The 18466-nt window shown below is 64.3% G+C and carries 13 protein-coding genes and 1 rRNA gene; 5 read left to right on the forward strand and 9 right to left on the reverse strand.

Going from position 1 to position 18466, the window contains the following annotated elements:
* Positions 1-490: ribosomal RNA gene (locus WBG82_RS04710) — 16S ribosomal RNA — on the reverse strand; the annotation flags it as partial.
* Positions 491-1330: 840 nt separating this feature from the next.
* On the opposite strand from WBG82_RS04710, the gene WBG82_RS04715 reads away from it, so the two are divergent.
* Positions 1331-2989, forward strand: a complete 1659-nt coding sequence (locus WBG82_RS04715; protein WP_424422006.1) for a peptidoglycan DD-metalloendopeptidase family protein — start codon at positions 1331-1333, stop codon at positions 2987-2989.
* 86 nt (positions 2990-3075) lie between these two features.
* Here the strand turns inward: WBG82_RS04715 and clpB are convergent, their stop codons facing one another.
* A complete protein-coding gene (gene clpB, locus WBG82_RS04720) occupies positions 3076-5700 on the reverse strand; it encodes an ATP-dependent chaperone ClpB (protein WP_424422009.1) in 2625 nt (874 codons plus the stop codon).
* Positions 5701-5943: 243 nt separating this feature from the next.
* Here clpB and WBG82_RS04725 point away from each other — a divergent pair, with 243 nt between their 5' ends.
* Positions 5944-6708 (forward strand): MOSC domain-containing protein, encoded by a 765-nt coding sequence (locus WBG82_RS04725; RefSeq protein WP_424422011.1) that lies wholly within the window; start codon positions 5944-5946, stop codon positions 6706-6708.
* Positions 6709-6777: 69 nt separating this feature from the next.
* Here the strand turns inward: WBG82_RS04725 and WBG82_RS04730 are convergent, their stop codons facing one another.
* The 7 genes from WBG82_RS04730 to WBG82_RS04760 all read right to left on the reverse strand — a co-directional run bounded on the left by WBG82_RS04730 (position 6778) and on the right by WBG82_RS04760 (position 16307).
* Positions 6778-7479 (reverse strand): DUF4167 domain-containing protein, encoded by a 702-nt coding sequence (locus tag WBG82_RS04730; RefSeq protein ID WP_424422013.1) that lies wholly within the window; start codon positions 7477-7479, stop codon positions 6778-6780.
* A 396-nt stretch (positions 7480-7875) separates the two neighbouring features.
* Entirely contained in the window at positions 7876-8730 is an 855-nt protein-coding gene (prmC, locus tag WBG82_RS04735) for a peptide chain release factor N(5)-glutamine methyltransferase (protein ID WP_424422015.1), read from the reverse strand.
* Positions 8727-9800, reverse strand: a complete 1074-nt coding sequence (gene prfA, locus WBG82_RS04740; protein ID WP_424422093.1) for a peptide chain release factor 1 — start codon at positions 9798-9800, stop codon at positions 8727-8729. The genes prmC and prfA overlap by 4 nt, the downstream gene beginning before the upstream one ends.
* 56 nt (positions 9801-9856) lie before the next feature.
* A complete protein-coding gene (gene ispG, locus WBG82_RS04745; protein WP_424422018.1) occupies positions 9857-11002 on the reverse strand; it encodes a flavodoxin-dependent (E)-4-hydroxy-3-methylbut-2-enyl-diphosphate synthase in 1146 nt (381 codons plus the stop codon).
* 199 nt (positions 11003-11201) lie between these two features.
* Positions 11202-12374, reverse strand: coding sequence for a RodZ domain-containing protein (locus tag WBG82_RS04750; RefSeq protein WP_424422020.1), 1173 nt, complete (start codon positions 12372-12374; stop codon positions 11202-11204).
* 282 nt (positions 12375-12656) lie between these two features.
* The gene (ptsP, locus tag WBG82_RS04755; protein WP_424422022.1) at positions 12657-14927 is read right to left on the reverse strand and encodes a phosphoenolpyruvate--protein phosphotransferase; all 2271 of its coding nucleotides are present in this window, start codon (positions 14925-14927) and stop codon (positions 12657-12659) included.
* A gap of 123 nt (positions 14928-15050) precedes the next feature.
* Positions 15051-16307, reverse strand: coding sequence for an aspartate kinase (locus WBG82_RS04760; RefSeq protein WP_424422025.1), 1257 nt, complete (start codon positions 16305-16307; stop codon positions 15051-15053).
* A gap of 282 nt (positions 16308-16589) precedes the next feature.
* Between WBG82_RS04760 and ubiG the strand changes: the two genes are divergently transcribed.
* The 3 genes from ubiG (at position 16590) to WBG82_RS04775 (ending at position 18465) form a co-directional block, all read left to right on the forward strand.
* Positions 16590-17381 carry a bifunctional 2-polyprenyl-6-hydroxyphenol methylase/3-demethylubiquinol 3-O-methyltransferase UbiG gene (gene ubiG, locus WBG82_RS04765; RefSeq protein WP_424422027.1) on the forward strand — a complete coding sequence of 264 codons (792 nt, stop codon included), beginning with the start codon at positions 16590-16592 and terminating at the stop codon, positions 17379-17381.
* A 5-nt stretch (positions 17382-17386) separates the two neighbouring features.
* On the forward strand, positions 17387-18049 hold the full coding sequence (locus WBG82_RS04770; protein ID WP_424422030.1) for a TetR/AcrR family transcriptional regulator: 663 nt from the start codon (positions 17387-17389) through the stop codon (positions 18047-18049).
* A gap of 65 nt (positions 18050-18114) precedes the next feature.
* Positions 18115-18465, forward strand: a complete 351-nt coding sequence (locus WBG82_RS04775; protein ID WP_424422033.1) for a c-type cytochrome — start codon at positions 18115-18117, stop codon at positions 18463-18465.
* Position 18466 lies beyond the last annotated feature (1 nt).

Here is an 18466-nt window from a genome sequence, read left to right on the forward strand (position 1 = left end):
GCCCCCTTCGTATTACCGCGGCTGCTGGCACGAAGTTAGCCGGGGCTTCTTATCCAGGTACCGTCATTATCTTCCCTGGCGAAAGAGCTTTACAACCCTAAGGCCTTCATCACTCACGCGGCATGGCTGGATCAGGCTTTCGCCCATTGTCCAAGATTCCCTACTGCTGCCTCCCGTAGGAGTCTGGGCCGTGTCTCAGTCCCAGTGTGGCTGATCATCCTCTCAGACCAGCTATGGATCGTCGCCTTGGTGAGCCATTACCCCACCAACTAGCTAATCCAGCGCGGGCCCATCTAGGGGCGATAAATCTTTCACCCGAAGGTCGTATACGGTATTAGCACAAGTTTCCCTGAGTTATTCCGTACCCCTAGGTAGGTTCCCACGTGTTACTCACCCGTCTGCCACTGCTGTATTGCTACAGCCGTTCGACTTGCATGTATTAAGCCTGCCGCCAGCGTTCGTTCTGAGCCAGGATCAAACTCTCAAGTTGAGTTGATCCGACTTGTAAATCCCGCGAGGAATATCGCGGGACGCGACGCAAGACACATACTCTCGTTCTTGTCGATCTTGCGACCGACTAAACGGGGTAGTGTGTTTTGAAACGTCAGACAGTCGGTATTCGGTTTGCTCGATCTAGGTCGAGCTCGCCAGGACACCGCCGTCCACGTTTCTCTTTCTCAAACCACAATGTCAAAGAGCACCTTGGCTTCCTGACGCTTTCCGCGCCCCGAAACCGAGGGTCGTAACCGACCCGAAGGACAGTCAAGGCACCGCTTCCGGAGAAGTCGGGGCCAGCTGTCATCCATCATTGGATCGCTTACTAGGCCACAAAGATCACTGACAATCAAGTCTTACCAGCAATCTCACTCCGAGGAGAAGCGCGTCACCGTTTGGTGTTTGGCGTTGCGCCGTGGCCTCGTTGTGGAGCCGGTTTATAGGGGGGTCGGTTCGACCTGTCAAACGCCTTTTGTCAGAAAATTCAAAAAAATTCACGGACATTGAGCTTGACTCTCTGAGCCAATTTTGCGAGGCGGCTCAAGGACTTCCCGCGAGAGCCGATTCCCGGCCCGATTCCTGCTCCCTGTGGTCAGGGGGGGCTCCGGCCCCCTCCATATGGAGCGTTATGGGACGGCTTAATGTCCTCAAGACATATAGGAAGGAATAACGACAATTCCAGGCACGATTGGACCTAGAGTTCGTTGACAGGGCTGCCTGGAGCTAGCATCGTTCCATCACAGTACATTTCAGTTCGTTACGGCCGCCTGCGGGGGTAGCTGAAGCGGGCAAGGACGGGCATTCGGCCCGTTTTCGAGACGGCAAGGGGAACTATTTGTTCGACGCGGGGAAGCAGACCGAGGGGATCACGGCTGAATCGAGCGGCGAGGCTGAAGAGCCGGACGCCGGGCATAAACGCTCGGCCGGACTTCGCCACTCCCTTCAGCGCACCCTCAAGCTCTATGTCTCGGCCAGCCGGCTCGCTCTCGGCCAGAGCGCGGGCCAGAACCGCTGGCTGACGGCAGCCGGCGTCGCAGGCGCCCTCTCCTTCGCGTTGCTCGGCACCGGCCTCGTGGCGCTGGTCGCCCCCTATGCAGGCGTCCAGACGGCCGCCCTGACGGCCGACGACGCACCCCAGATCATCGCTCTTGATGCCGACGGCACCGGAGCCGGCTCGCTTTCGGCCATGGCCGGGCTTCGCTCCACGACGGGAGAAGCCCTGGCACGGACCACGGAAAGCGAGGAAGCGCCTGCATCCCCCGCCGATATCGCCGCTCTCGAGGCGGCCGAAGCCGAGCAGGAAGCGGCCGCAGCACCTGCGGAGCCCGTCGGCCCGCAGACGGTCGAGACCAAGGTCGCGATCAACAATGGCGAAACGCTGATGCAGGTGCTGACCGATGCCGGCGCCGACCGGGTCGACGCCTATCACGCCATCGCGGCGATGAAACCGCATTACAGCCCGACCAAACTCCGCGCCGGGCAGCAGATTTCACTAACCTTCGAGACGAATCCCGCCTCTGGCGACGAATCTCCCGCCAAACTTCTCACCGCCATCTCGCTGCAACCCGATATCGATCGAGCAATCGAGGTCACCCGCACGGATGACGGTACCTACAAGACACGGCAATTCCAGAAAGAGCTGACCAGCGGCTATGCCCGCGCCAAGGGTTCGATCCAGTCGAGCCTCTTCCTCGATGCCGACAAGGCGGGAATCCCCGCCCCGATCATCGTCGAGATGATCCGGATGTTCTCCTACAGCATCGACTTCCAGCGCGAAATTCACCCCGGCGACACTTTCGAGGTCTTCTTCGAGCGCAAATACGACGAGGAAGGCGTGCCTGTGAAATCGGGCCAGATCGCCTATGCGGCACTCACCATCGAAGGCAAGAGCTATCGCCTGTGGCGGTTCAAGACGGCCGATGGCGACTGGGACTATTACGACGAGAACGGCAACAGCATGAAGAAGTTCCTGATGAAGACGCCGATCGACGGCGCCCGCATCAGCTCCGGCTTCGGCATGCGCAAGCACCCGATTCTCGGCTACAGCAAGCTCCACTCGGGCGTCGACTTCGCCGCACCGAAAGGCACGCCGATCTATGCCGCGGGCGACGGCGTGGTGAGCAAGGCGGGCTGGGTGAACGGCTACGGCAACTACATTTCCGTCAAGCACGCCAATAATTACGAGACCGCCTACGCCCATATGAACGGCTTTGCCAAAGGCATGCGCGCCGGAACGCGCGTTCGTCAGGGCCAGGTGATCGGCTATGTCGGCTCGACCGGCCGCTCGACGGGCCCGCACCTCCATTACGAAATCCACATCGCCGGCAAGAAGGTGAACCCGCTCGGCGTGAAGATGGCGACTGGCATCAAGCTCACCGGAAAGCAGCTCGCGGCCTTCAAGGCGACACGCCAGAAAGTGACGACCCAGATGGCCGAGGCGCCGCTCGTCACCAAGGTCGCGCAGGCCGGAGAGACGAGCAACAAGGCGAACTGATCCTCCGAACAGGGATGAAAAAAGGGGCCGGATTTTCCGGCCCCTTTTCGTTTTTCAACCCGGAATGCGCACCCCGGAATCGCGCCTCAATGCACGACGCGAAGGCCCGAATCCTCCTCGACATGGCCCTCCGGGACTTCATGGCCGTCGATGATGATGCCCTGAACGCCCGCCGAAACGGTAACCGTCTCGCCATCCTTGATCCGCCCTTCGAGCAGCAGCTCCGCGAGCGGGTCCTGCACATTGCGCTGGATGACGCGCTTCAGCGGCCGCGCGCCATAGATCGGGTCGTATCCCTGATCGGCAAGCCAGGTGCGCGCGCTGTCGTCGAGATGGATCGCGATCTTGCGGTCCCGTAGCAGCGCCCGCAGACGTTCGACCTGAATGTCGACGATCGCATCCATCTGCTCGCGCGTGAGACGATGGAAGAGCAGTATTTCGTCGAGCCGGTTGAGGAATTCGGGCCGGAAGCGTGACCGCACCACCTCCATCACCTGCTCGCGCACCTCCTCCACATCCTCGCCCTCAGCCATGAATTCGGCGCCGAGATTGGAGGTCATGACGATCAGCACGTTCTTGAAATCGACGGTGCGCCCCTGTCCGTCCGTCAGACGCCCGTCATCGAGCACCTGCAGGAGAACGTTGAAAACATCGGGATGCGCCTTCTCGATCTCGTCGAAAAGCACGACCTGATAGGGCCTGCGCCTTACCGCCTCGGTCAGGGCGCCGCCTTCCTCATAGCCCACATAGCCCGGAGGCGCGCCGATGAGGCGGGCGACCGAGTGCTTTTCCATATATTCCGACATGTCGAGGCGGCAGATCGCCTGATCGTCGTCGAAAAGGAAACCCGCAAGCGCCTTGGTGAGCTCCGTCTTGCCGACGCCCGTGGGCCCGAGAAAGAGGAACGAGCCGATCGGGCGATTCGGGTCCTGAAGGCCCGCGCGCGCGCGGCGCACCGCACGCGAAACGGCCGACACCGCATCTTCCTGTCCGATGACGCGGCGCCCGATCTCCTTTTCCATGTTGAGGAGCTTCTCGCGCTCGCCCTCGAGCATCTTGTCGACAGGAATTCCCGTCCAGCGCGAGACGACCTGCGCGATGTGATTCTCCGTCACCGCTTCCTCGACGAGCTGGCCGGCCGCGCTCGCGCGCTTCTCCGTTTCGGCGAGCTTCTTCTCGAGTTCGGGGATGACGCCATAGGCAAGCTCGGAGGCGCGCTCGAGCTTGCCTGCGCGCTGCGCCTGAACGAGCTCGTTACGCGCCGAATCGAGCTCTTCCTTGAGCTTCTGCGCGCTTGCGAGCTTCGACTTTTCAGCCTGCCATGCGGCGGCGAGATCGGCCGACTTCTTTTCGAGATCGGAAAGTTCCGCCTCGATCTTCTCGAGCCGGTCTTTCGACGCCTCGTCCTTTTCCTTTTTCAGCGCCTCGCGCTCGATCTTGAGCTGAATGATTCGCCGATCGATCTCATCGAGCTCTTCCGGCTTCGAATCGACCTGCATGCGCAGCCTGCTCGCCGCCTCGTCCATGAGGTCGATGGCCTTGTCCGGCAGGAATCGATCCGAGATGTAGCGATCCGAAAGCGTGGCGGCCGCGACGATAGCCGAATCGGTGATGCGGACACCGTGATGGAGTTCGTATTTCTCCTTCAGGCCGCGCAGAATCGAGATCGAATCCTCGACCGTCGGCTCGCCGACGTAAATCGGCTGGAAGCGCCGCGCCAGTGCCGCGTCCTTCTCCACATATTTGCGATACTCATCGAGCGTGGTCGCACCGACGCAGTGAAGCTCGCCGCGCGCGAGCGCGGGCTTGAGCAGATTCGAGGCATCCATCGCGCCGTCCGTCTTGCCGGCGCCGACAAGCGTGTGCAGCTCGTCGATGAAAAGCACCACGCCACCATCGCTCGAGGCGATCTCGGTGAGCACGGCCTTCAGGCGCTCCTCGAATTCGCCGCGATATTTGGCGCCCGCGATGAGCGCGCCGAGATCGAGCGCGAGAAGCTGCTTGTTGCGCAGGCTCTCCGGCACGTCGCCATTCACGATTCGCAGCGCGAGCCCTTCGGCGATCGCTGTCTTGCCGACGCCAGGCTCGCCGATGAGCACGGGATTGTTCTTGGTGCGCCGCGCGAGCACCTGGATCGTGCGGCGAATCTCCTCGTCGCGGCCGATGACGGGATCGAGCTTGCCCGAGCGCGCGTCGGCCGTTAGGTCGCGCGCATATTTCTTCAGCGCGTCATAGCCCTCCTCGGCCCCGGCCGTGTCGGCCGTGCGGCCCTTGCGCACGCGCTCGATCGCCTCGTTGAGCGATTGCGCGGTGACGCCCGCCGTCTTCAGTATCTTTTCCGATTCGGTGCCGGGCTCGATCAGCAGCGCGAGCAGCATCCGCTCGGCGGTGACATAAGAATCGCCCGCCTTCTTCGCGAGCTTTTCGGCCTGATCGAAAATGCGCGCCGTCTCTGGCGCGAGATAAAGCTGGCCTGCCGCCGAGCCTTCCACTTTCGGAAGTTTCGCGAGCGCCGTCTCGACGCCGGCGAGCGCCTGATCGGGCCTGCCGCCAGCCGCGCGAATGAGCCCGGCGGCGAGACCTTCCTCGTCGTCGAGCAGAACCTTCAGAATATGTTCGGGAGTGAAGCGCTGATGACCCGAGCGAATGGCAAGCCCTTGCGCCGACTGGATGAAGCCGCGGCTGCGGTCGGTATATTTCTCCAGATCCATCTCTACGTCCTTTCAAGCGCGCTTCGATCGGCCCACTTCCCCGACATCCGTGCCGGGGAGACGTTGGCACCGCGGTCGAGCGCCTTTTGCAAATTATCGCCCAAGACCCCTTTCGCAGGCATTGCGCGAGATCAGCCCTCCTGGAGGCACTGATCTCGGGCAGATATGGTGTTACCGTGCAGCCACACAAGAGGGACGCGCCGCCGGAAAGGGCGGGAATCCCGGAGAAATTGCGGAGGGGCGATGAACGGAACGGCAAGGATCGTGGGACTTTATCGTTACCCGATGAAGGGCATGTCGCCCGAGCCCGTCGAGGCGGCCGAGCTCGCGCCGCGTGAATGCATCGCCTGGGATCGCGCCTTCGCGATCGAGAACGGTACGGCCGATTTCGACACGGACGCGCCGAAGCATTTTCCGAAGATCAAGTTCCTCATGCTGATGAAGAACGAGCAGCTGGCCAGGCTGCACTCGCGATTCGACGAGCGGACGGCGGAGTTTTCGATATCGGAGGATGGCCGCGAGCATGTCAGCGGCAATCTGATGACGCCGGAGGGGCGCGGGCGGATAGAAGCCTTCCTTGCCGCCTATATGAAGACCGATCTGAGGGGCGCGCCGCGCATCGTGCATGCGCCGGGCTTCACCCTGTCGGACGCCCCAGCGAAACTCGTCTCGATCATCAATCTCGCAAGCATCGAGGCTCTCGAGGCGGAGATCGGCCGCAAGGTCGATCCCTTGCGATTTCGCGCCAATGTCTATGTCGAAGGGCTCGAACCCTGGGCGGACCATGAATGGGTGGGCCGCCATCTGCGTCTCGGAAGCGCCCGCCTCAAAGGTGTGCATCTCATTCAGCGCTGCGCGGCAACCAATGTCGATCCCGTGACGGCCGAGCGCGACATGGAAATTCCGGCGACCCTTCAACGCCGCTGGGCCAGCATGGATCTCGGCCTTTATGCCGAGGTGCGCGAAGGCGGAACGATCCGCCCCGGCGACCGCCTGGAACTCGCCTGAGCAGCAATGAAAATGGCCCGGCAGAGCCGGGCCATCAAGATCGGTTATAACGATCCGGGAACGCCCGGATCAGACTGCCGTCACCTCGTCGGAGCCGGACGATGCGGCCTCGGAGTGCTCGCCATCTCCGTCGCGGCGCCCCTCTCCGGCCGCGCCCTCATGACGCGGACGCCGACGGCGCCCCGGCCTGCGGCGCGGGCCATCCGAAGGCTGAGCGGCGCCATTCGCCTGCGCAGCGGCGTCGCCATTGAGCGCCACGATCGGCTCGCCGCCTTCCTGTTCATCACCGCCGCCGCTGGCCTCAGCCTGTAGCGGCGCGGGCTGCACATGCGGCTGATGCTGCTGATGCGTCTGGCGATCGCCGCGGCCATTGCCGTTATTGTGGCGCGAGCCGAAGGGCTGCTGCTGTTGCTGGAAGCTGTGGCCGGGGAAATTCGGCTGCTCGGAACCGAAATCCTCCTCGTCGTCCTCCTGCTCGTCATCGGGGCGATAGCCGAGATTGTTCTGAGGACGAAGCTGGCCTTCGCTACCGATCTGGGAAGCCATCAACAGGCGGTAGTAATGCTCCGCATGCTGATAGTAATTCTCCGCCATAACCCGGTCGCCGGCCGAGAGGGCATCGCGCGCAAGCTGCTGATACTTCTCGCACACATGCGCCGCGGTACCGCGGATCTTCACATCGGGCCCGTTGCTGTCATAAGCGCGGTTGCCCGTGTTCTGTGGCTTGCGCCCGCGCCCGCGCGACCGCTTGGAGTTCTGCCCCTGCCTCATATGGTCACTATCTCGCTACTGTTCATCAGAGAGTTCAAAGCAATCCGCTTCTGTCCAAATCCTGCGCGCGGCCCACGCTGCACGGACGCTCGTCGGACCGGCCGCCGGCACACAATTCCGCATGGCATACTTCCGCACCAAATGCGCCCTCCGGCCCGGCCGGATCGGTCATGTCGGATGCTCAGAAGTTACGGCCCCCGACGCTACTGCCAGCGGCCCCGCTCTGGGCCGCATGCCAGGCGCCCGCCGCCGGATCCACCTCAAGCTCTCTTGAAACCGTTATGTCTGATGCGGTTTGAAGAGCGAGGCGATGTCCCTGGCTCAATTCCCTGTTCGCAACCTAGTCCTTAAAGCGGCTCATTCCAACCATTTTTTGCGGACCGCAAAGGCGGATTTTCAGCTCCGTGGCAAGCCCGCAACCAGCGCTCTCGGGACACCGCCAAGATCGGGAACGACACGAAGAACGTCAAGCCCCGCATCCATGAACATGCCGTCCACCGCTTCAGACTGGCCAATTCCGAGTTCAATCACCGCATGGCCATACGGCGGCAGAAGCCGCGGCAGAACCGCCGCAAGCGCCCGATAGGCGTCGAGCCCGTCCACCCCGCCATCGAGCGCGAGACGGGGATCGAACTCGCGCACCTCTGGTTCCAGCGTTGCAATGTCGGCCGCCGGAATATAGGGCGGATTGGAGATGACGAGATCGAAGCGCTCCCCGATCCCCTCCGCCCAGCTCGCGCGGCGAAACGCCGCACGCGCACCGACGCCGAGTGCGTCCGCATTGCGCGACGCGGCCTCGACCGCCTCATCGGATATATCGACGCCAAGCCCGCGCGCGTCCTTCCTCTCGTGAAGCAGCGCGATCAGCAGGCAGCCCGTGCCCGTGCCGAGATCGAGGATCGAGGGCGCCTCGACATCGCGCAGGAGATCGAGCGCCGTCTCGATCAGAGTCTCGCTATCCGGCCTCGGCTCGAGCGTCGATGGCGCGAGCCTGAACGGCAGTCCCCAGAATTCACGCATGCCGAGAATGCGCGCCACCGGCTCGTGAGCGAGCCGGCGCGCCTCGAAGGAGCGAAGCGTCTCGACCTGCGCTTCATTGAGGCGCGTGCCCGGCTCACGGATCATTTCGATCTCGTCGCATCCGGCCGCCGCCTGCACGAGGAGCCGCGCGTCGAGTTCGGGATTTGCGATCCCCGCCTGCCGGAAACGCCAGTTGAGCATCCGGTATTCGTGATCGCGCGTCGTGATCACGCTTCCTCTCCGAGAGAGGCAAGCCGCGCCGCCTGATCCTCGGCGACGAGCGCGGAGATCAGCTCGTCCAGCGCCTCCCCTTCGAGAACCTGATCGAGCTTGTGCAGCGTGAGATTGATGCGGTGATCGGTGACGCGGCCTTGCGGAAAATTATAGGTGCGGATGCGCTCGGACCGATCGCCCGATCCGACCTGCCCCTTCCGCTCCGCCGCCCTCTCGCGGTCGGCGCGCTCGCGCTCGGCCTCATAAATGCGCGCGCGCAGGATCTGCATGGCGCGGGCCTTGTTCTTGTGCTGCGACTTCTCATCCTGCTGCGAGACGACGATGCCCGTCGGCAGATGGGTGATGCGGACGGCGCTCTCCGTCTTGTTGACGTGCTGGCCGCCCGCGCCGCTCGCCCGGTAAACGTCGATCCTGAGATCCTTGTCCTCGATCTCGACATCGACATCCTCGGGCTCCGGCAGAACGGCAACGGTCGCCGCCGAGGTGTGGATGCGGCCGCCCGCTTCCGTCGTCGGCACGCGCTGAACGCGATGGACGCCCGATTCGAATTTGAGCCGGGCGAAAACGCCCTTGCCGGAAATCTCCGCGATGATTTCCTTGTAGCCGCCGACATCGCCGGGCGAGGCGCTGATGAGCGCGACGGACCAGCCTTGCTTCTCCGCATAGCGCTCATACATGCGGAAGAGATCGCCCGCGAAAAGCGCGGCCTCGTCGCCGCCCGTCCCCGCGCGCACTTCGAGAATGACGTTCCGCTCGTCGGCCGCGTCCCTCGGCAGGAGCAGAAGCTGCACCTCGCGCTCGAGCAGCGGCAATTCCTCGTCGAGCCGGTCAAGTTCCTCGCGCGCGATCCCGGCCATCTCCTTGTCGGACAGGAGCGCCCGCGCTTCCTCGCGCGCCGTCTCCGCCGCCTTGAGCTTCCTCACCGCATCGGCGACGGGCGACAGTTCGGCAAATTCCTTCGACAGCGCGACGAAACGTTCGCGCGGCACGTTGGAATTCATTTCGGACTGAACCGCCTCGAAGCGGTCGAGAACCTTGCGAAGTCTTTCTTCGGGAATCATGGAAATGTCTTTGAGTTGCGGAAGAAAATGAGGCGATGCGCGAGAGAGCGGCGGATGCGCCGCTAATCGCCCGCAACCGCGCGCGGCTCCGCGGCCGCTTCCTCGGCGAGCCGCGCGGCCTCGATTTCCTTCGCCTTCTCCTCGACGAGCGAAACGAGATGCTCGACGATCTCCTCATTGCGGATCTTGTGATCCGTGATGCCGGAGAGATAGATCATGCCCGCGCCCGCACCGCCGCCCGTGAAACCGATATCGGTCTGCGTCGCCTCGCCCGGCCCGTTGACGACGCAACCAATGACCGAGAGCGTCATCGGCGTCGCGATATGCGCGAGCCGCTCCTCGAGAATCTTCACCGTGCCGATGACGTCGAAGCCCTGCCGCGCGCAGGAGGGGCACGAAATGATCGTGACGCCCCGGTGGCGAAGCCCGAGCGATTTCAGAATGTCGAAACCGACCTTCACTTCCTCGACGGGCGCTGCCGAGAGCGACACGCGGATCGTGTCGCCGATGCCTGCCCAGAGAAGCGAGCCGAGGCCGATCGACGATTTGATCGTGCCGGACATGAGCCCGCCCGCCTCAGTCACTCCGAGATGGAGGGGGCAGTCGATCGCCTCCGCAAGCTGCTGATAGGCGGCGACCGTGAGGAACACGTCCGACGCCTTCACGCTGATCTTGAATTCGTGGAAATCGTGATCCTGAAGAATGCGCGCGTGATCGAGCGCGCTCTCCACCATCGCCTCGGGGCAGGGCTCGCCATATTTCTCGAGCAGATCGCGTTCGAGGGAACCGGCATTGACGCCGATCCGCATGGAACAGCCATGATCCTTCGCCGCCTGAACGACCTCGCGCACGCGCGCGGCCGAGCCGATATTGCCCGGATTGATGCGCAGACAGGCAGCCCCCGCCTCCGCCGCCTCGATCGCCCGGCGATAATGGAAGTGGATGTCGGCCACGATCGGGATCGTCGTTGCCCGCACGATCTCCCTGAGCGCCCGCGTCGAATCCTCGTCCGGACACGAAACCCGCACGATGTCGCAGCCCGCCTCCTCGATCTGGCGGATCTGCTCGATCGTCGCCTTCGCGTCCGAGGTCAGCGTGTTCGTCATCGTCTGGACGGAGATCGGCGCATCGCCGCCGACGGCGACGCGACCCACATGGATCTGCCGGCTCTTCCTGCGAGCGATGTCGCGCCAGGGACGAATACTCATGCGATCAAGTCCGGCCGGAAACGATCCGGCGCATGCTGAAGGGCCCCAAAGGGCTCATAAGGGCCTCTTCATAGCAGACAAGGGCGGGCCCCGAGAGCCTTTTCATAACAAAAATATCGCCGCGGCGGAAACCGTCCGGAAGCGCGAGGCGCGGAAATGCCCGCCATTCCGCGGAAAGCCGGCGATTTTCGGGGGAACCCTAGTTCGCCCGGCTCGCGCGCGATGCGCCCGCCGCCGGTGCGGCAGCGGCTTCAGCGGCACCATCCGCCGGGACGGGAGCGGCCTCCGCCGTCAGCGGCTTCGGCAGCGCGGCGACGAGATCGGCCGGATCGAGCGACTTGCCCGTCAGAACCAGTGTCGGCGGCCCGGCAAGGCCGAGCGAGGCGCCGTCGACCAGAAGCTCGAAGGCGCTCGCGTCGCGGGCGACGAGAATGACGCCCGGCTTGCCCGGCGCGCGATAGCTGTCGCCAAGCGCCAGCGTGCGCTCGATCAGCACATGGCCCTGCGCGTCCTCGACGCGAATCCAGGCGTCGTTCTTGCGCGCCCGGACGACGACGCGCCCGTCGATATTCTCGCTACCGAAAGCCTGGCCGGCGGGAAGCGGCGGCAAGGGCTGAATGGTGGGCGCCTCGGGGGCGGCGGATGTGACTTCGGCCGGCGCCACGGCGGCGGTCTGCGTTTCGCCCGCTCCGGCGGCGGCGCCTTCGGGTGCAGTCGCCACGGGGCTCGGCGGAACGGCATAGACGGGCGTCATGCTCGCGGCCGGAGCGGAAGGCCGCGTGGCCGCCGATGCCGGATCGCCGCTCAGCGACGTCGCAACCGGGCGCTCGTCGGCCGAACCGGCCGAGCCGGTGGCGCGCGCCTCGATATGTTCCGGCACAGGCGGCACCCGCTCGGTCATCATCCGGTCGGCGGAATGGGTGAGCAGCCAGCCGCCATAAATGCCGGCCGCGATGACGACGCCGACGATCAGAAGGCTGCCGCGCGGCAGCCGCGTCTCCCGGCTGAGTTTCGGGAAGGGCAGTTCTTCCCTGACTTCCTCATTGCCATCGAGTTCGACCTTGTAGCGCTCGACGATATGCGTCGAATCGAGCCCGAGATGCTCCGCATAGGAACGGACGAAGCCGATCGCATAGGCCCGGCCGGGCAGAGCCGCGTCCCGCCCCTCTTCCAGCGCCTCGAGATGCTCGCGCCTGATCCGCAGCGTCTGGGCGATGGTCCGCAGATCCTCGCCCCGGCGCGTGCGCGCGGCGCGCAGCTCGGCTCCCACGGTGTCGATCTGAAGCGGAATGTCGGAGGTGATGTCTCTCAAATGCAGGCGGCGGCGGCTCTCCGTCCGCTCTTCGGTCGGCAGCGACGTAACATTGATCATAGCGTTGGGATCTTCCCCGAGCTGAGCCGTCCCCATTTGCGCTTCACCATGCAGCCGAAGCCAGCCGCAACCGGTCGTGTGCCGATTTGGGCCGAGACTCGCCCACGCACGCCAGTTAAGACCTAAGCCGATGTATACGCCCGATATTTACCCGGTCTGAGCTTCCCCGCGGCTGCATCCGAGTACCTAGAATAAATCAAAACCGCTGCCTGACCGCAACTGCCGATTGGTCCATAAGTACCAAAATAAATCAGATTCGCGCCGTGGACGGATTGCGGAGTTCTAGACCGCGACGGCGTGATCCTCGGCGAACTGGTGCAGCCTGTCGCGCACCGTCGGATCGGGGAGACCGTAGAGCCCTTCCATGAAGGCTTCGAGGTCCTGCACCTTGACCGAGCGCGCCATCATCTTGACCGGGCCGATCGCCGCCGGAGACATCGAAATCCGGCGGAATCCGACGCCGACCAGCGCCATGGCCTCGAGCGGCTTGCCCGACATCTCGCCGCAAAGCGTGACCGGCACGCCATGCGCGCGGCACTTGAGCACGATGAAGCGCAGGAAGCTCAGAACGGCCGGGCTCAGCAGGTCGTAGCGATTCGCCACGCGCGGATTGCCGCGGTCGGTCGCGAAAAGGAACTGCAGGAGGTCGTTGCTCCCCACGCTGACGAAATCGACGAGCGGCAGAAGCGTATCGAGTTGCCAGACGAGCGAGGGCACCTCGAGCATGGTTCCGATTTCGATATGCGCGGGCCCCTGCTTGCCGAACTTCGCCAGCCGCGCCAGCTCCTTGTCGACGAAGCCGCGAGCGCGCTTGAACTCGGCGACCTCGGCCACCATCGGAAACATGATGCGAAGCGAACGTCCCGCTGCCGCCGTCAGCAGGGCGCGAAGCTGATGGCGCAGGAGAGCCGGCCGGTCGAGGCCGATGCGGATGGCGCGCCAGCCAAGCGCCGGGTTCTCCTCCTTGAACGCCGCCATGTCCATATAGGGCAGCATCTTATCGCCGCCTATGTCGAGCGTGCGAAAGACCGTCGGCTTGTCGCCCGCCGCGTCAAGCACGGCCGAATATAGCTCGATCTGGTCCTTGAGGCTCGGCAGCTTGGACGCCACCATGAACTGAAGCTCGGTGCGGAAGAGGCCGATGCCTTCCGCCCCCGATTCGTGCAGGTGCCGAAGATCGACCTGGAGCCCGGCATTGAGGAAGAGGTCGATCTTCTGCCCGTCCAGCGTGATCGCCGGCTCGTGGCGGATAGCCTGATACTGCGCCTGCTTGCGGGCCCGGAAGCGCGCCTTTTCCGAATAGGAATCGATGATGTCCTGCGACGGGCGCACATAGACGTCCCCCATATCGCCATCGACGATGATCGCATCGCCCTGGTCGATATGGTCGATGATCGTTTCGGCGCGCCCGACGGTAGCAATGCCGAGCGCGCGGGCGACAATCGTCACATGCGCATTCTGCGCGCCTTCCTCGAGAACGAGGCCGCGCAGTCTCTCCTTGTCGTAATCGAGTAGTTCCGCCGGGCCCATATTGCGCGCGATGACGATCGCGTCGTTCGGCAGATTGCCGCTGGCGGAGGACAGTTTCACGCCGGTGAGCTGACGCAGCAGCCGGTTGGCGAGGTCGTCGAAATCGTGGAGACGCTCGCGCAGGTAAGGATCGGCCGCGCGCTGGAGCCGCGCGCGCGTGTCGTTCTGCACACGCTCGACCGCGGCCTCAGCTGTGAGGCCCGTCCGCACCGCCTCGATCATGCGCTGCAGCCAGCCGCGATCATTCGCGAACATGCGATAGGCCTGCAGAACCTCGCGGTGCTCACCCGCATGGCTGAGATCCTCTGTCGCGAGCATGTCGTCGATCGAGCCGCGCAGCTCGTAAACAGCCTGCTCGAGGCGGTTCAGTTCGAGATCGACATCTTCCGCGATGAGCTTCGTCACATGGACGCGCGGTTCATGAAGCACCGCATGGCCGAGCGCGATGCCTTCCGAAAAGGACGCCCCCTGCACATGATAGGGCCGGCGCCGCGTCAGCGTCGGCTCGTCGAGTTCCTGAAGATTGATGAGATCGCCCGCCGCCACGACTTCGGCGAGCACCATCGCCACCGTCTGCAGCGCCTCAACCTCTTCCTCGGTGTAGTTGCGCTTCGTCCGGTTCTGCACGACGAGAACGCCGACGACGCGCCCCGAACGCAGGATCGGCACGCCCATCAGCGATTTGTAGACCTCTTCGCCCGTTTCCGGCCGGTAGGCGAAACCCGGATGCGACTGGGCGTCGGCAAGGTTGAGGGGCCGCGCATGGGCCGCGATGTCGCCGACCAGACCTTCCCCGACCCTGAGCCTGGTCTTGTGGACGGCGCTCGGCTTAAGGCCTTCGGTCGCGAAGAGTTCGAGTTCCTGCGTCGGCCGCATGAGGTAGACGGAGCACACCTCCGCCACCATGTTCGCCGCGATCAGAACGACGATCTTGTCGAGCCGCTTCTGCGCGCTCTCCGGCTCCGCCATGGCCTCGCGCAGCCTGCGGAGCAAGACGCGGGGACCACCGACGGAGCCCGCCATCAGCTCTCGCCCCCTTTGCAGCGCCGCGCGGGACGCGCGAAGGCATGGGCGCGCCGGGTCGATGCCCGAAGCGCCATATGCATGCTGCGGATGTCATGGAGCGGAAGGTTCACGCAGTCTCCGTTATTGGCCGTCCAGCCCATAGGCCGTGTGGAGCGCCCGCACGGCAAGCTCACTATATTCCGAAGCGATGAGCACACTCACCTTGATCTCGGAGGTCGTGATCGCAAGGATATTGATGCCTTTGGAGGCAAGTGTCTCGAACATCGTCTTGGCGACGCCCGCATGGCTTCGCATACCGATGCCGATGATCGAAACCTTCACGACATCCGTATCGGTCCGGATTTCGTCGCAGCCGATCTCGGGCTGGGCCTTGCGGATGACGTCCTCCGCGCGCGCAAGCTCCGCCTGCGGAACCGTGAACGTGATGTCGGTGCTCTTGCCGTCCTCGGACACGTTCTGGATGATCATGTCGACATTGATCGAATTGTCCGCGAGCGGACCGAAGACGCGGGCGGCGACACCCGGCTTGTCTGCGACCTTGACGAGCGTCACCTTGGCCTCGTCCTTCGAATAGGCGATACCGCTTACGACCTGCTGTTCCACGATTTCTTCCTCGTCGCAAACAAGGGTGCCAGGGACGATTGCTTCAGGACCGCTCAGGCGCGGCGCGTCGGGCGCCTCGAAGCTCGAGCGAACCTGAAGGCGCACACGGTGAACCATGGCGAGCTCGACGGAACGGGTCTGAAGAACCTTGGCGCCGAGCGACGCCATCTCCAGCATCTCCTCGTAACTGATCTTATCAAGCTTTCGGGCCTTCGCAACGATGCGGGGGTCCGTCGTATAAACGCCATCGACATCGGTATAGATGTCGCAGCGATCGGCCTTGATCGCCGCTGCGATCGCGACCGCGCTCGTATCCGAGCCACCGCGTCCGAGCGTCGTTATCCTGTTGTCGGGCGCAAGCCCCTGGAAGCCGGCGATGACGGCGACCTGCCCCTGGGACAGCCGCTCGACAAGCGCATCGCCATTGACCTCCGTGATGCGCGCCGCGCCATGCGCATTGTCGGTACGGATCGGAATCTGCCAGCCGAGCCATGAGCGCGCCGAAACGCCGATACGCTGCAACTCGATCGCGAGCAGCCCCACCGTGACCTGCTCGCCGGTCGCCACCACCGTGTCGTACTCGCGGGCATCGTGGACCGAGGCCGTTTCGCGCGCCCAGGCGACGAGCTGATTCGTGGTTCCGGCCATGGCCGAGACGACCACCGCGACCTCGTTGCCCGCATCGACCTCGCGTTTAACGTGGCTCGCCACATTGCGGATGCGCTCGACATCCGCGACCGAGGTGCCGCCGAACTTCATGACCAGTCTGGCCATACTCGCAAATCCCAGTTAGGGGCTCGGATGACCGAACCCGCGCACACCCGTTTCGTCTGCCCCGCTGGACCTGAGCCATGGGGGCGCCCTATATCATGTCGCGAGTGGGATGGACCTGATACCGAACCGGGCCAAGTTTTCCTGCCAGCCGGGACCGGACCGATCGGCCCGCCCTCCGGCGCGCGGGCCCATACATACTCGGATGGCACTGGTGCCGCAACCGGGGGTGAAGGATGATGGCCCCACCGCTTTGACGCACCTGCGAAAGAAAGAGCTTCCGATATGAGCACGGCCGCAAAGTCCGAATTCGAAGGCGGGTCCGCACCCGAAGCCGGCGCCAACACGGTCGATCCCGAGGAGGTCGCCCGCTTTTCGGCCCTGGCGGCCGAATGGTGGGACCCGACGGGCAAGTTCCGCCCGCTGCACAAGTTCAATCCGGTCAGGCTCTCCTATATCCGGGAGAGGGCGGTGCGCCATTTCGGCCTCGATGAGGCGAGCGCCCGGCCCTTCGCGGGGCTCCGCCTCCTCGATATAGGCTGCGGCGGCGGCCTTCTGTCCGAGCCCATGTGCCGCCTCGGCGCGCATGTTCTGGGGGCCGATGCAGGGGAGAAGAACATCGCCACCGCCTCGGTCCATGCCGCCGAGCAGGGCCTTGCCATCGACTACCGCTGCACCACGGCCGAGGCGCTTGCGGAGGCGGGCGAGAGCTTCGACCTCATTCTCAATATGGAAGTGATCGAGCATGTCGCCGACCGGGACGCCTTCATCCGCGCCTGCGCCGCGATGCTCCGCCCCGGCGGCCTGATGATCGTGGCGACCCTCAACCGCACCCTGAAGGCGCTGGGCCTCGCCGTCATCGGCGCCGAATATGTGCTCGGCTGGCTGCCGCGCGGCACGCATGACTGGTCGAAATTCGTCACGCCGGGCGAATTGCGGCAGAGCCTCGAGGGCGCAGGCCTTTCGATCCCGGAAATGACAGGCGTCACCTACAATCCGATCTCCGATCGCTGGTCGCTCACGCGCGACATGGGCGTCAATTACATGGCGCTCGCCGTCAAGGCCGGTCAGGGCTGAGCGCGATGCGGCGCGCCCCGGTCGATCTCGCGATCAAGCGCGCGCCGCGCCAGAAACGCGCCGTCGAAACCTATGAGCGCATCCTCGACGTCGCCGCGCGCCTTCTCGTGGATATCGGCGTCGAACGCATCTCCACGAACCTGATCGCCGCCGAGGCCGGCATCAAGGTGCCGGCGCTTTATCGCTACTTCCCGAACAAATATGCCGTGCTGATGGCGCTGGGCGACCGGCTGATGACGCGCCAGAACACGGTCATCGAGGAATGGCTCGCCCGTTCGAGCGGCCGGACGGAGCCTGACGCCCTGATCGAGGACATATCCTTTCTCCTCGAGCGCACCGTCGAGGTGACGCGGGCCGAGCCCGCGGCGCTCGCCGTCACCCTGGCGCTTCGCGCCGTGCCGCCGCTTCAGGAGGTGCGCGTCTCTTCCCATCGGCTCGTCAGCGACCTCATCACCGATCAGGTCGCGCCCCGCCTGCCCGGCGTGCCGCGCACCGAAATCTGGCCGCGCGTCCGGCTCTCGGTCGAGCTTTCCTACGCCGCGATCGAGATGATCCTGGAGGAGGACGAGGTCGATGCGGCGACCGTCACCCGCGAGACGGCGGCCTTCGTGCGCGCCTATTGGCGAGACTGGCTGAGCGGGCTCAGACAAAAAGATAGTCATGACTAATTTTTATTGACGCATCTGTGAGCCGGGCGCATTCTCACCCGCCGACGGAAAGCGGGAACAAGGCCATGCGCTTGAAATCAGGAACGGTCGCCGTCCTCGCGCTTGCATCGCTCGCGCTGCAGGGCTGCGACGAAAAGAAATCGCGCATGGAGCCCGTCGCGCTCGACGCCCGCCTCACCCAAATCTATGGCCACACCTGCGCGGCCTGCCACGACAACGCCGAAACCGGCGCCCCCCAGACCCATGACGTGGCGGCGTGGAAGCCGCGCCTCGCGCAGGGTGATGCGGTTCTGCTCGACCATGCCATCAACGGCTTCGGCGGCATGCCACCGCTCGGCCAGTGCATCGAATGCACGGCCGAAGACCTCTCCGCGCTGATCGGCTTCATGGCGGGGCCCCCTCCCGAGCAGGACTAGA

The sequence above is a fragment of the Parvibaculum sp. genome (assembly GCF_049671045.1).
Taxonomy (GTDB): Bacteria; Pseudomonadota; Alphaproteobacteria; order Parvibaculales; family Parvibaculaceae; genus Parvibaculum.

Bases quoted from the DNA above. Each gene is read 5' to 3' on its own strand.
- clpB (WP_424422009.1), bottom strand. From the start codon at position 5,700: ATGGATCTGGAGAAATATACCGACCGCAGCCGCGGCTTCATCCAGTCG.
- WBG82_RS04725 (WP_424422011.1), top strand. From the start codon at position 5,944: ATGAACGGAACGGCAAGGATCGTGGGACTTTATCGTTACCCGATGAAG.
- WBG82_RS04730 (WP_424422013.1), bottom strand. From the start codon at position 7,479: ATGAGGCAGGGGCAGAACTCCAAGCGGTCGCGCGGGCGCGGGCGCAAG.
- ispG (WP_424422018.1), bottom strand. From the start codon at position 11,002: ATGAGTATTCGTCCCTGGCGCGACATCGCTCGCAGGAAGAGCCGGCAG.
- WBG82_RS04750 (WP_424422020.1), bottom strand. From the start codon at position 12,374: ATGATCAATGTTACGTCGCTGCCGACCGAAGAGCGGACGGAGAGCCGC.
- ptsP (WP_424422022.1), bottom strand. From the start codon at position 14,927: ATGGCGGGCTCCGTCGGTGGTCCCCGCGTCTTGCTCCGCAGGCTGCGC.
- WBG82_RS04760 (WP_424422025.1), bottom strand. From the start codon at position 16,307: ATGGCCAGACTGGTCATGAAGTTCGGCGGCACCTCGGTCGCGGATGTC.
- ubiG (WP_424422027.1), top strand. From the start codon at position 16,590: ATGAGCACGGCCGCAAAGTCCGAATTCGAAGGCGGGTCCGCACCCGAA.
- WBG82_RS04770 (WP_424422030.1), top strand. From the start codon at position 17,387: ATGCGGCGCGCCCCGGTCGATCTCGCGATCAAGCGCGCGCCGCGCCAG.
- WBG82_RS04775 (WP_424422033.1), top strand. From the start codon at position 18,115: ATGCGCTTGAAATCAGGAACGGTCGCCGTCCTCGCGCTTGCATCGCTC.